The sequence below is a fragment of the Thalassoroseus pseudoceratinae genome (genome assembly GCF_011634775.1).
Taxonomy (GTDB): domain Bacteria; phylum Planctomycetota; class Planctomycetia; order Planctomycetales; family Planctomycetaceae; genus Thalassoroseus; species Thalassoroseus pseudoceratinae.
Map to the genome: position 1 here is coordinate 793,392 of NZ_JAALXT010000002.1, position 13,332 is coordinate 806,723.

9 protein-coding genes are annotated in these 13,332 nt (G+C 53.1%); 5 read left to right on the forward strand and 4 right to left on the reverse strand.

The features are described from left to right. Positions 1 to 98: 98 nt before the first annotated feature. The 3 genes from yajC (at position 99) to secD (ending at position 4,448) form a co-directional block, all read left to right on the forward strand. Positions 99 to 476, forward strand: a complete 378-nt coding sequence (gene yajC, locus G6R38_RS08720) for a preprotein translocase subunit YajC (protein WP_166822948.1) — start codon at positions 99 to 101, stop codon at positions 474 to 476. A gap of 103 nt (positions 477 to 579) precedes the next feature. After that, positions 580 to 1,026 carry a hypothetical protein gene (locus tag G6R38_RS08725; protein WP_166822951.1) on the forward strand — a complete coding sequence of 149 codons (447 nt, stop codon included), beginning with the start codon at positions 580 to 582 and terminating at the stop codon, positions 1,024 to 1,026. Between the two features lie 107 nt (positions 1,027 to 1,133). Further along, positions 1,134 to 4,448, forward strand: a complete 3,315-nt coding sequence (gene secD / locus G6R38_RS08730; protein ID WP_166822954.1) for a protein translocase subunit SecD — start codon at positions 1,134 to 1,136, stop codon at positions 4,446 to 4,448. A 93-nt stretch (positions 4,449 to 4,541) separates the two neighbouring features. Here the strand turns inward: secD and G6R38_RS08735 are convergent, their stop codons facing one another. From G6R38_RS08735 to G6R38_RS08745, 3 genes are all read right to left on the reverse strand, one after another. After that, positions 4,542 to 5,972, reverse strand: coding sequence for a DUF1501 domain-containing protein (locus tag G6R38_RS08735; protein WP_166822957.1), 1,431 nt, complete (start codon positions 5,970 to 5,972; stop codon positions 4,542 to 4,544). Positions 5,973 to 5,989: 17 nt separating this feature from the next. Further along, positions 5,990 to 8,692 carry a PSD1 and planctomycete cytochrome C domain-containing protein gene (locus G6R38_RS08740; RefSeq protein ID WP_166822960.1) on the reverse strand — a complete coding sequence of 901 codons (2,703 nt, stop codon included), beginning with the start codon at positions 8,690 to 8,692 and terminating at the stop codon, positions 5,990 to 5,992. Positions 8,693 to 8,899: 207 nt separating this feature from the next. After that, on the reverse strand, positions 8,900 to 10,162 hold the full coding sequence (locus tag G6R38_RS08745; protein WP_166822963.1) for a sialidase family protein: 1,263 nt from the start codon (positions 10,160 to 10,162) through the stop codon (positions 8,900 to 8,902). A 174-nt stretch (positions 10,163 to 10,336) separates the two neighbouring features. Here G6R38_RS08745 and G6R38_RS08750 point away from each other — a divergent pair, with 174 nt between their 5' ends. Further along, entirely contained in the window at positions 10,337 to 10,552 is a 216-nt protein-coding gene (locus G6R38_RS08750) for a DUF1653 domain-containing protein (protein WP_166822966.1), read from the forward strand. Beyond that, positions 10,552 to 10,884, forward strand: coding sequence for a cupin domain-containing protein (locus G6R38_RS08755; protein ID WP_166822970.1), 333 nt, complete (start codon positions 10,552 to 10,554; stop codon positions 10,882 to 10,884). The genes G6R38_RS08750 and G6R38_RS08755 overlap by 1 nt, the downstream gene beginning before the upstream one ends. A 158-nt stretch (positions 10,885 to 11,042) precedes the next feature. On the opposite strand, the gene G6R38_RS08760 is transcribed toward G6R38_RS08755, so the two are convergent. Continuing rightward, on the reverse strand, positions 11,043 to 13,265 hold the full coding sequence (locus tag G6R38_RS08760; RefSeq protein WP_166822974.1) for a CRTAC1 family protein: 2,223 nt from the start codon (positions 13,263 to 13,265) through the stop codon (positions 11,043 to 11,045). Between the last annotated feature and the right edge of the window lie 67 nt (positions 13,266 to 13,332).

Here is a 13,332-nt window from a genome sequence, read left to right on the forward strand (position 1 = left end):
CGCGTGCCAAGCTGGGGATTTTCCGTTAAGATTCCCGGTCCGCTGGCGAATTGTCAACGATACATCCTCAAATTCGGTAACGAATCCGAAAGAATTTCATGTTCAATTTGGCTTGGTTTTCGACGTTTTTGCTCCTCGCCGAGGAGGCAGCCAACAAACCTAATGCGCCAGAACCTCCGAATCTGCTGATGTGGATGTTCCCGTTCTTGGCGATCATGATTCTCTTTCAATTCATGTTCAGCCCACAGAAAAAAGAACAAAAACGGGTCGAGCAGTTGAAATCGTCGTTGAAGAAGAACGATTCGATCGTCACAGCGGGCGGCATTTTGGGAACCATTGTGCAAGTTCACACCGAACGCGACGAAGCCACTGTGAAAGTCGACGAAAACACGCGGTTGCGAATGAAGCTCGGCAGCATTTATGCAGCGGGCTCGGCGACCGATTCCGACAAGAAATCGGATACCGAGTCAAAGTAACAAGTCTGCGGAGTGTAGCGACGAAGGCCGCGAGTTGCGGTGTTCCCATGATCTCCAGTTATTGCATGATCTCCAATTATTGAACGATACAGGGACGGAATAGATGTCGAACCCGTTGACGTTTGCAGTCACCCAGGCGGATTTGGAAGCCGGTGTCGTGCCCGGTTGGTTGAAGCTGACGATCACCGTTTTGGTGTTCGTTTTGCCGTTTATTGTCGGCAACCTGCTGGCCCGAGGGCTGAAAGTCCGCGAATGGGGCTTCAAGATGAGCGTGATTTTGCTGGCGACCACGGTTGCCGCAATGCCTTTCTTGTATCAGCTGATTGCCGGTTCCTATGCCGACACCAACTACGAAGCCAAACTCGCCGAATGGGAAGCGAATCAAGAACGGTTCGACATTTCGGAGGAAACTGTCGCCGAGCTGGAAAAACGGCGTGAAAACCTTCGCGTGATGACCAGTGAAGCCGACCGATCGGGCGAACCGTTGGAGGAAACGTCTCCGGAAGGTGCTCCGGCTGAGTCGGACACGCCATCGGGCACCGAGGGATGACGGTGGAGGCGTCTTCTTCGCACTCGGATGTGGCGAGTGATCAGCCGCAAACGGCCTTGTTTGAATCAACTTGTTTTTCGGTCGTGGACGACCCAAAGGAAATTTCCATGTCAGAACGGACGGTTCGGACTCGTCAGTCCGCAGCGACCCGACTTCGGTATTGTGGTTTGGTCATTGTGCTGATCGGGCTCTTCGGCGGTAGTAGTGGTTGTGGCAAGCCCAGCCCGATTCCGGCTTTGCGAGATCTGGGAGCCGAAGTTAAAATCAATCGGGATGAGCGTCGCCGCATCACCATGGTGCGTTTCCCCGCGGGAGCCGATGATGCCGCTCTCGAACCGATTACGCAGATCGGCGATACCAGCATGCTGACCGATATCGACCTGTCCCAAACCGCCATCACCGACGAGGGGCTGAAGTCGCTAGCAGGCTTGAAGAATCTTCAGGTCTTGAACCTGGATGGAACACAAGTCACTGATGCCGCCTTGCCCGAATTGGCCAAGCATCCCAAGTTGCGGGAACTTTCAATCGCTGACACGAGCATCACAGACGAAGGCTTGCTCGAACACATTGGCGACTTTGAGAGCCTGACAATTCTCGACATCGCTCGTCCCGGCAAACCGGAAAAACCCGAACCCCATACCATGCTCTCCGCATTGGATTTCGGGATCGACCTCGCCGGTGGAACCAACTTGATCTACCAAGTCGACCGAGTCGCACTTCAAGAGAAGATTCAAGAAGAGTTGGATCAAGCCGGTGATGAAGCAGCTGTCACAAGAGGGCAAATCGAAGAACGCATCTCCGGTGATGTGATGGATCAAATGGTCGGGGCGGTTTCCCGGCGTTTGAATCCCTCTGGTGTTGAAGAAATTACCGTTCGCCGCGTGGGATCCGACCGGATTGAGGTCATCATTCCGAAAGCGGACCGCGAGACAATTGAACGCAAAAAGGCTGAGATGACCCGTTTGGGCAGTCTCGAATTCGCGATCTTGGGAACGTCATTCAATCCCGAGCATGAAAAGTTTTACGAGCAGATCACCGAGCAAGGAACCGACGATCTTTACATCGAAGGCGAACTGCGAGCCAGTTGGCGTTCTGTCGGTGTCGGCAAAGATGGCCGACCGAAGCCTGTTTCCTTTGACGACAACTCCGATCAGTATCCGGTCTACAGTGATTCTCAAGGCCGTGCGTTGGTGATCTTCGAGAGAAAAAATGATCGCGTCACGGGGGAATACCTTCGGAATGCTTCGCCGACCACTGACGAGAACGGTCGATTGGCTGTGAGTTTTCAGTTCTATCCGCAAGGGGCGACCCGCTTCTCCCGCTTGACCGCGAACCACCAAGGTGGCGAGCAGCGGAAATACCGTTTGTCGATTCTGTTGGATGGTTTGATTCATTCGGCACCGAGCATCAACAGTGTGATTTCCTCACAAGGGCAGATCACCGGTCGGTTCACTCGCGAAGAAGTCGACGAGTTGGTGAATGTCCTGAACGCTGGTGCTCTGGCAGTGCCAATCCTGAAAGACCCCATCAGCGAGCAAACCGTTAGCCCGCTGCTTGGTGAAGAAGTGCGACGAAAAGGAATTATGGCCATCGGAATTGCCGGTGCCGCCGTCTTCGTCTTCATGCTTCTTTATTACCGTTTTGCCGGTGTGGTGGCCAACACCTGCTTGCTGCTCAACATTCTTCTGGTCATCGGTACGATGGCCATGATCGACGCCACATTCACACTGCCAGGTTTGGCGGGGATCGTGTTGACGATCGGGATGGCAGTGGATGCAAACGTGCTGATCTTTGAGCGGATGCGAGAGGAACGAACACGCGGTTCCAGCCCACGTATGGCGATTCAAAACGGTTTTGGCCGAGCCTTTACCGCGATTGTCGATGCCAACATGACGACCTTAATCGTCGCCGTCGTGCTCTACATGATTGGTACCGACCAAGTCCGGGGATTTGCCGTGACTTTGTTCATCGGGATCATCATGTCGATGTTCACCGCACTCTACTTCGGACGTTTGGTCTTCGATCTGTGTGAACGCAAACGTTGGATCAAAGAGCCGATCGGCAAGTCGTTCCTCACACCACCGCATTTGGATTTCATCGGCAAACGCCGCATTGCGTTTGTTGTCTCGATCGTGTTGATTGTCGCTGGTATGAGCACGCTCTTCATGCGGGGATCGGACAATCTGGACATCGACTTCAGCGGCGGCACGATGCTGACGTTTGAACTGACCGAGCCTCAAGAGTTCAGTGATGTCAAAGCCGCATTGCAGGCTGGTTTCGAAGACGAGACCATCACCGTCGAGAAACTCAGCGACATCGGGGAAGATACCGGTTCCGAGAAAGGGCGGATGTTCCGTGTTCGCTCCAAGAAGCCGGATACCGAGGTGGTGGAAGATGAAGTTCGGTCAATTCTGAAAGAACAGAATTATCAGCTGCAAACCGTTGCTGCGACCGTCGGCGAAATCCAAGCCGGAAAAGAGGACGCGGAAGAAGAAGCAACCGATAGTTTCCGCGGTCATCGCGTGCCGGTCACGTTCAACCCACCAATCGCGGAAAGCCGAATCCGTCAGGCGTTCGAGAACGCATTAGGGGAACTCAGCCAACCAATTCCCGATTCGGATAAGACGGAACCCGTTTACGAACGACCGGAGTCACTCTTCAAAATTGTCGATTTGGAAGAGTCTTCCGAAGTTCAAGAAGGCGAAGACGGCTCTGCTCAGACCGAAACGGTGTACGCATCCGCGACGATCCAGGTCGTTCCGGTTGTCGAGCGTGAGAATCTCGATAAAGCCGTGAGCAACATGGTCAGCGGATTTGCCGAGGCGGACTTCGCAGAAGTGAATAACTTCTCCAGTTCCGTCGGGGACGAAATGCAACAATCGGCCTTGATGGCGATGTTGGTGAGTTTGGTTGCCATCGTCGCTTACATTTGGTTCCGCTTCCAACGGATTACCTTCGGTTTGGCCGCTGTGTTGGCATTGGTGCACGACGTGCTTGTCGTGCTCGGCGGTGTGGCGTTGGTTTCCTACGGTGCGTCTCAACTGGGCATTACCGTCCTGAAGCTGGAAGACTTCAAAATCAATTTGCCGATGATTGCCGCATTCATGACGATTGTCGGTTACTCGCTCAACGATACGATCGTGGTGTTTGACCGAATCCGGGAAGTCCGTGGAAAGAACCCCGCTCTCACGGAGCAAATGATTAATACCAGCCTCAACCAAACGCTCTCACGAACGTTGCTGACATCGCTCACCACTTGGATTGTGGTTGCGATTCTCTACTGGTTCGGTGGCGAGGGGATTCATGGCTTCGCATTCTGTTTGGTGTTGGGCGTGATCGTCGGAACCTACAGTTCCATCTACGTTGCCAGCCCGGCTCTCCTTTGGCTGATGAACCGAGGAAACCGCACCAAAGCGGCGTGATTTCGAGTCGACAAAAAAGAAAGCCTCGTGTTCGAATGGAACACGAGGCTTTTTCATTGCGCCGATGTTGTTCAGCGAAGGACACAATTCGTTCTATGCGATAATCTCGTCGATGGGGTGGCCATGATCGATATCTAGCCGTTTGCGACCGGGGATTTCGAGTCGGCGGGAATCGAGACCGAGTTGTTTCAGAATCGTGGCATGAATGTCTGTCACATAATGGCGATTCTCTACAGCGTGGAAGCCAATCTCGTCGGTCGCACCATGGACAACACCGCGTTTCAATCCACCGCCTGCCATCCAAACCGAGAAACCAAAGATGTGGTGATCACGACCATCGGAACTTTGCGATCCCGGTGTCCGACCAAATTCGGAGGCGAAGACGACCAGAGTTTCATCGAGAAGCCCTCGACGATCCAAGTCGGCGAGCAATCCACCGATCGGTTGATCGACAGCCTTGGCGTTCTTGGAGTGATTAGCCTTCAAGCCGCGATGAGCGTCCCAGGCTCCGGCTCCACCGCCGCCATGTTGAATCTGGATAAATCGCACGCCACGTTCCACCATGCGACGGGCGGCGAGCAACTGCATACCGAATTGCTTTGAATGGGGCTGGTTGATGCCGTACAACTCCTGCGTCTCGGCAGTCTCTTGGGCGAAGTTCACAACGTCGGGGACGGATTGCTGCATCCGAAACGCAAGTTCATACGATGCGATTCTCGCGGTGAGGGCGGGGTCATCGGGGTACTCGACGCCCCGAATTGTATTTAGCTGCCCAATGAGATTCTCACCGATTGCTCGTTCGTCTGGATGAAACGCCCGAGCGGGACGGCTGTAATTCAGCGGGTTCTTTGGATCAATTCTCAATGGAACGGCGTCGTGTGATGGTCCCAGATAATGTCCATCCCGCTTGTTCCAGTACTCACGTTTGCCGATGGAAATGAACTGCGGTAGATTCTCGTTGAGCGAGCCCAACCCGTAATGCACCCAGGCCCCCAGGGTCGGAAAATCTCCTTCATTGCGATGCCGCCCGGAGTGGAATTGGGTTTGTGCTCCGTGGTTGCTGTCGGTCGTCCACATCGAACGCACGACGGCCAGCTTGTCCGCCTGTTTGGCGAGGTGTGGAAACCAATCGCTGATTTCGATTCCACTTTCCCCGTGTTTTCGATAGCCCGTCTGAAGCGGATAAAGGGTGTTGCGTTGATTTCCATTACCATCGGGAACGACCAAACGTTCCAACGCCAACTTTTCAGGATCCTGGGCATCGGCGAATGGTGTTTCGGCAATTGTCTTTCCGCCGTACTTGTTCAGCATCGGCTTCGGGTCGAAACTCTCCATCTGGCTGACACCGCCATTCATGAACAACCAAATGACGCTCTTCGCCTTTGGAGTGAAGTGCGGTTGTCCGGTCGGTGGCGACCAGTGATGTTCCTTGGCCACTCCCTCACGGTGTAAGAGGGCACCCAGGGCCAACCCTGTGAAACCCATACCCATGTCGGCCAGAAAGGTGCGACGATGATGCATCATTTTCTATTCCTAACGGGTCAACGCAACGTGACAAAGTCGTTGTGATTGACCAATACCCAAATAAGATTCACGCGGGCATCGAGATTGGTTTTGCCTTCGAGCGACTTCCAAGCAGAGATCGCCTGCTGACTGGCCGCAATCTCCTCCGCGTTGGGATTCATTCCAAGCAACTGGCGAAACGCTTCGCGAATGAAATTTTCATCGGCCTTGTGCGTGTTTGAGAGTCGCGTTGCAATCTGCTTTGACGCATCCAGAACAAGCTCGCTGTTGGTCAACGCCAACGCTTGCTGTGGGATGATGCTTTGCTCGCGGCGATAACAATCTTTCACCAACGCTTCATCGAAAGTTGTCAAAAACTGGTTGCGTTCGTTGTTGGAGTGGAAGAAGTAGAGACTCCGTCGATTGGATTTCGCTTGTGCGGCGGAGGGGATCGGCGGTCCTCCCATCGACAAATCCAACGTGCCGGCAAGTGCTAAGAGCGAGTCGCGTACTGCTTGTGATTCCAATCGAATCGGGATTCGCCGCCACAGAAAGCGATTCTCGGCATCGATTTCGATGTTTGTTTCCGCACCGATTTTTGTGGAACTCATACGATAGGTGCTGGAGGTGACGATGAGGCGATGAATGTGCTTCATGCTCCACCCGCTCTCCATCAATTCGACGGCAAGCCAGTCGAGAAGTTCGGGGTGAGTTGGAGGAAGACCCTTGCGACCGAAGTCGAACACCGTCGGCACCAGCGGTTTTCCGAAATGCCGCGTCCAAATATGATTGACGGCCACCCTTGCCGTCAGCGGATTTCGTCGGTCGGTGATCCAGTTCGCGAGTGCTGTCCGACGTCCGGTGCTGGTTGATGGCGTCGATGGCGGCGGGTCGTCTTTTCCGGAGCTCAAGAAGCGAGTAGCCGACCATTTCGCACCAGAAAAGGGTGTGAATGTCTCTGATTCCGAAATTGGTTTGTTCAGCTTCGTCTGAGCTTCCGCAAGGACTTTTTCCGCCGCGGTGACGGATTTTTTCGCGTTCGACTTTTGATCGTCTTTCGCATTCGTGAGCTTTTGCTGAGCCTTGGCCAACTCAAGTTGGGCCTTGGCGACTGCAAGCTGACGTTCCCCGCGGATGGCCTCATGAGCCGACTCAGAATCCGCATCGTCCCAAGACGCTTTGACGGCTTTTACGCGTCGTTCCACACTTTCCAAGGCCACTTTTGCGACGGCAAACTCAAGTTCACACAGTTCGAGTTCGGTTTTCGCGGATTCACTTTCCGCCTGAGAGACATTCGTCTCCTCGGTGACTGAAATTTCCTGAGTGGCTCGTAGTTTCAAGAGTTTTTCTTCCGCGGCCTCGAATTGACGTGTTGCATCCGCGATGTAGGAGTTGAGCACCCCATCCCGTCGCTCCGGTTGCCAGGCTTCCGGCGGAAGCGACACGGGTTCCACGATCAGTTCATCGAATGCCAAGACAGTCGGGACGTTCGGTTCAATTTTGGTCGATTTGTCCGGCGTGCGTTCGTCGCCACGGATGTACAAATACGTCGGTTTGTCGAGCAGAGCATCGTAGACCCGCGGAATGCCATCACGCGAAAAATCGGTTTCCCCTGGCACGAGGTCCTGTCGGACGAGGTACGGCTCGAAGAATGCACGCATCCGATAGAAATCTTCTTGATCAAACGGATCAAACTTGTGATCGTGACAGCGGGCACAATTGAGCGTGATTCCAAGAAAACCTTTGCTGACATGCTCGACCGTTTCCTCCATCCATGGGGCTCGGTTGAACAGGTAGAAATTCCGGGCGAGATACCCGGTGGCTCGCAGTTTATCGGAGTCCGTGGGGTGCAACTCGTCCGCAGCCAGCATGAGCCGCACCATTTCGTCATACGGCATATCTTCGTTCAGGGATTCCACAATCCAATCCCGCCAATGCCAGATGTGTTTCTGGCTGTTTCGGAGTTGCTTGTTCAACCCCCACCAATCACTGTACCGCCAAATGTCCATCCAATGACGTCCCCAACGCTCTCCATGTCGGGGATCATCGAGCAATTGATCGACGACTTTCGTGTACCACTCGGCCGACGTATCCTCCTCGAAGGCAGCGATCTCTGCGGAAGTTGGCGGTACACCGAGCAAGTCGAGATACAATCGACGCAGCAAAACCAGCCGATCTGCTTTCGGTTGCGGTGTAAGACCATGTTTCTGGTGTCCCGCTGCCACGAATGCGTCAATCGGATTTTGAATCCAATCGGAGTTCGCGACCGGTGTTTTAGGGCGAACAATCGGCTGAAAGGCCCAGTGATCTTTGGGATCGTCCTCGGGTTTCTCATCGGCTGGAGCATTCGCTCCGTTGGCAATCCACTGGCGAATGATTTCAATCTGTTTGGCGGAAAGCGGCTCTCCCTCAAATTCTGGCGGCATTCGCAAGGCCGGATCGGGATCCGAAATGCGGTCCAGAATGAGACTACTTTCGACGGATGTCAGATCAATGGCCGATCCGGAATCGCCGCCGCGTCGGATGAAATCACCCGTGTCCAGACGCAGGTCAGCTTCTTGTTTCAACGCCCCGTGACACGCGTAGCATCGTTCCCGCAGGAGAGGTTTGACCTCGTCGGTGTAGAATTGCGAATCGTCCGAGGCAAAACAGTTGCCAAGAAACGCGGAACTGCCACCGGAAAGAATCAACACATAGCAGACCCCTTGGAGAATCGATTTAAGGCTATGTCGTATCGTCATGATGTGTTTCATTGCAAGCAATCAATTACCGGAACCCGTTGCAATCGAGATCCACGGCGACTTTGGGGCGGGGCCATTCACGAAGAACGCTCATGGCATATTCGCATTCTCAGCGGAACCAATCAAGCATTCATGATACGTTTTCGCCGGGTTGCTTGCATCGGGGATTCGGAAGAAACTTTCGTTTGGCGACGGATTCCGTTTGGCTCACTGTGCCCCAGACGCGGACTTCGCCCAATTTAGTTTGACAACCCAAACACGATTATCGGCTCCACGCTTCACCAATGGCCGAGGGTCGTGCGGATTCGGGGGGATTCCTTGCATCCACTCGGTCGCGGTGATCCAAGTTTCGTTTTCACTGACTTCCGTGATGCCAAAATTTCCCAGACGTGCGCCCTTCTCCGGCACAACGATTTGCTCAGTCGCGCGGATTACGTGCAATCGTTCTGGGTCGACTTTGGCAATGAACAGCGGCGCCCGGTGACGGAAGACGTGGTCGTTATCAGCCCCTCGACGTGTGTAAACCAACCATAGACCATGGATTGGATGCCGGACCCAATGTTGTTGCGTGTTGTAATTTCCTAGGTCCGAACCGTCGTCAAACGTCCATTTCTTGGGCGGCGAAAACTTCAATGAGTCGTTGCCCTCGCTGACCGAGACATACCCATGATCGTCGTTACGCATCGTGAGAAAGTATCGCCCATCGTATTCCGTGATTGACGGCTCAGCGAGGCCACGCTTTACATCCACGCTCATTTCGGTACCGTGTTCGCGGTAGCGGAGCGTTTCTCCATCGAACTGACACCGCAGCACCGTCGTGGCGTATTGCGTCTCACCAATTTCTTTGAAGTAGATCGGCAGTAGAACCTCGCCGTTTTGCAGGTCGGCACGTTGTCCGCATCCGGCACCGGCGTTTCGAAATTTCGGTTCATTCGGCAATTCGACAGTTCGCCATTTTGCCCAGGTTTCTTGGCTTGGGTGGTAGACCGCGTAGGCAACTTCACGTGGGCGTATTTTGCGGACGCGGTTATTCTCGTATACAACTGTGTGACCGGTTCCAAGGAGTGTTTCCGTTTTCGCGTGCCATTGCGGGGTGAAATCACAAACCGTCATTTCCAAATCATCGTGCCCATCGAACGCAAATGGAACTCGGGCGAATGATTGAAGTTCGACGGGGGGAGTCCACGACTTTCCGAGATTCGTCGTCCGCATTTCGTTGAGTGCATAAAAGACATCGGAGCCGGACAGCTGCAACTTTTGAAGCGTCATGACAACCATCGCCTCGGAACCTGCTGTTGACGGAACTGCCCCAGCTCGGGCATGGACCCAACAGAACTTGCCATCAAATCCTTGCGTGGCAACCGTGCGTTCAATCTTAAAAGGAGACGTGACTTCCTGCGTCATACCCTTGTTCGTGACGACAATCGAGAGGAAGCAACTCGCAATGATTGCGACTTTTGAATAGACCATAGAAACGACACCACTTTCTTGATGAGCGAACAATCTCGCGATCGATCTGAACACGTCAATTATGACGCAAAACCCCACGCAGGTTCTCAAATGTTGAGCGAAATTTGACTATACTCGGTGTCGAGAACAATTTCAGCCGCGATCGAGAAGTCTTCAAGAATAGAAACAACGAGAATGAGCATTCATCAAGGACGTTATCGTCACTACAAGGGACATGAGTATCTCGTACTGGGAGTCGCTCGGCACAGTGAAACGGAGGAAGAGTTAGTCGTCTACCGTCAAGATTATGGCGAGAAGGGGTTATGGGTGCGTCCACTCGCGATGTTTCTAGAGACTGTTGAAGTCGAAGGCCAACAAGTGCCTCGATTTCAGTATTTAGAGAATGAATAATGGACAATCTCTTCGCCGACTTGCCGACGGATCTGCCAGAAGAACTCATTACAGTTCTTGCTGCCAATCAGCACGTTCGCATCGAACGGATTGTCTCTACTGGACACAAGACCGCAGACGACTCTTGGTATGACCAACAGGAGACCGAATGGGTTGTTGTCTTGAAGGGGGAGGCGACTTTAGTCTATGCCGACGGCGAGTCACAACAGTTAACGCCCGGTGATTGGGTTTTGATTCCGGCTCACCGCAAACATCGCGTCGACTGGACATCACCAGAAGAGCCAACTGTTTGGCTGGCGGTTTTCTTTCAACCCGAATCAGAAAATGACTAAACGGCGGACTCACTTCTGTCAAACCCAAAGACGACCGACGAGTCCGAAACAATTGCAGTTCAATCAGATGCTAACCGAGTGTCGTATACTGTTAGTGGCAGAGACTATGACGCTCGGTTTCCTGGCATACTCCGCGGGTGTAGTGTCTGTGAAACAGTCTAGTATGATGGACTGCCGAGTTTGAATGACCTTAACTCTTGTTGCAAGATTTTATCTTCGCCTTCAACGATGTGGATGAATTGATCGACGGCAACATTCTGGAACGTCTGCGTAGTGTCGCTTGTTGGCCAATAGATCTCTAACTTGTCGATCCGGTCGGCCTGTCCGAGTCCGATCGATTGTCGAAGAGGGTTTCCACCAAAGCTACCACCACTGCAAACATGTTTGTAGATCGTCCGCGATTTTCCATTCTCACGAATTTCAACTCGAATCCGGGCACCGATCGCCGATCGATTACTCTGCCGACCTTCCAGCTGAATACTTAACCAGTGGTTGTCGAATCCCGGGTTCTCAAAGAGGGCGTCATAATACTTGTCTCCCGGCCACGCTCCACCAAGTTGAACGTAAACGTCTTGATCTCCATCGTTATCCAGGTCTGCAAATGAAACCCCATGGCCTTTTTGCAAGTGGCCAAATCCACCGGCATAGGTGACATTTGTGAAACGTTGTCCCGATTCATTCAAGAACATGACATTCGGTTGCAACTCTGAATACTCGATGTTACCAGTGCCAAGATAAAAATCCGGAAACCCGTCATTGTTCAAGTCACCATAGTTCGCCCCCATCGGTTGTGACGGGTAGGTTAGCCCAACGGATTCCGTCGCGTCTGTGAATCCACCCGCCCCATCGCCCGCAAAGAGGTGGTTCCGACCGAAGCGGTGTTCCGAGACGAGAACGCCAACAGGCCCCGATGAGCATCCTACGTAGAGATCAAGTACACCATCATTGTTGTAGTCCCAGAACCAAGCGGGAAACGCAGCGATAGGCTTTGTCACTCCAAGGTCGACTGCGACATCGACGAAATGCCCCTCACCATCATTGTGGAATAAACGATTCGGCCCCCCACCGTCTAGAGCAGTGAGAGGATCACTAAAACCGGTTGCGATAAATAGGTCTGGGAAACGGTCGTTGTCGTAGTCTCCCCAAACAGCTCCCATAGAAAATAGCTGCTGGTTTAAACCGGCGTCACTAGCCACATCCGTAAATGTGCCATCGCTGTTATTCCGAAACAGTTGGTTCTTCGCGCGGAGCCTCGTTGTCGATTCATTCCCCACAAAGAGGTCCAAGTCGCCATCATTGTCGTAGTCAGCCCAAGCAGCAGTTTTGGATGGGTAGTTTTCGTCTGCGAGTCCCGCTGGAATTGTGACATCAGTGAAGACACCGTGGCCATTGTTTTCTAGCAATGAGTTGGGGTGTTGGCCGTGCTCTTGCAACCAAGCCCCGCGGACGACGAAGAGATCGAGATCACCGTCGTTGTCGTAGTCGGCATGCACCATGTTCAGACCACCCAAGAATTCGCCAAGTTGCGAATCCACACTTCGGTCCTCGAACGTTCCATCTTGGTTATTATGAAAGAATCGCATTTCTCCCTGCGTGTCCCATGTGCTAGTCACGATGTCGAGGTAGCCATCGCCATCGAAATCATCCACAACTGCGCCACCGCAAAGATTGAATGTATCTAGATGCAAATCGGGCATAACATTAGTGAAACGCGGGAAATCTGGTGTGGCATGGAAGAAGTCTTCGGACACACGGTATTCTTCTGGAATTCCTTCCGGCCATTCGCCTAGCGTCATGCTAGCAATGTTTAGTAGCCATCGTGATGACTCAACGAGTTCGACAGCAGTGTTCGCGTCAACCTCGTCTGGTGAATCTTCTAGAATTTGCAGGAAGTATTGCATTGCCTGTCGTGAGCCTTCCTGGCGGGTATGTAGTCCACGACCTTGAATCGGAAGAATACAGCTTTCCGCGTTGTTTTGTGCGCAGCAATTCTGTGTTTCGCCCAACCTGAGCATTGCAACCGCCAGGTAAAACCGGGTCTGGTTCCGATAGTATTGGTTTAGGTTGCTTTCGGGGGCCGACGGGTTTTGAGTTGCGAGCGGGTCTTGACTAAAGTCGACCTGGGTTGCCAGGCGGTTTGCGGTTTTTAGTCTCTGGATTCCAGCTTTCAGGTTCCCAAGTCGAACCTCGGCCTTGCCGGAGGAATAAAAGAGGTGCCAAGATCGGAAGTCAGCGGGAATGTTGTCGCCGTAAAAGTCTTCCACTTCGCGGACAAAGGATGCGAGTTCTTTGGCTCGCTTGCTGCCCAGAAAGGGATGTTCCTCCGCCGTCGAATCGGCAATTGTACGAAGCCATGACGTCATGCGTTCATGAGCCGTCATGTTTTCAGTGTCTTCTGATGTCACTGTCGCAGTTTGAGACTTCGATGGGTCGGTATTTTCCGATTCA

Excerpts from the sequence above, each read along its gene's own strand:
- G6R38_RS08740 (WP_166822960.1), bottom strand. The coding sequence starts at position 8,692 with ATGACGATACGACATAGCCTTAAATCGATTCTCCAAGGGGTCTGCTAT.
- secD (WP_166822954.1), top strand. The coding sequence starts at position 1,134 with ATGTCAGAACGGACGGTTCGGACTCGTCAGTCCGCAGCGACCCGACTT.
- yajC (WP_166822948.1), top strand. The coding sequence starts at position 99 with ATGTTCAATTTGGCTTGGTTTTCGACGTTTTTGCTCCTCGCCGAGGAG.
- G6R38_RS08735 (WP_166822957.1), bottom strand. The coding sequence starts at position 5,972 with ATGATGCATCATCGTCGCACCTTTCTGGCCGACATGGGTATGGGTTTC.
- G6R38_RS08725 (WP_166822951.1), top strand. The coding sequence starts at position 580 with ATGTCGAACCCGTTGACGTTTGCAGTCACCCAGGCGGATTTGGAAGCC.
- G6R38_RS08750 (WP_166822966.1), top strand. The coding sequence starts at position 10,337 with ATGAGCATTCATCAAGGACGTTATCGTCACTACAAGGGACATGAGTAT.
- G6R38_RS08755 (WP_166822970.1), top strand. The coding sequence starts at position 10,552 with ATGGACAATCTCTTCGCCGACTTGCCGACGGATCTGCCAGAAGAACTC.
- G6R38_RS08745 (WP_166822963.1), bottom strand. The coding sequence starts at position 10,162 with ATGGTCTATTCAAAAGTCGCAATCATTGCGAGTTGCTTCCTCTCGATT.
- G6R38_RS08760 (WP_166822974.1), bottom strand. The coding sequence starts at position 13,265 with ATGACGGCTCATGAACGCATGACGTCATGGCTTCGTACAATTGCCGAT.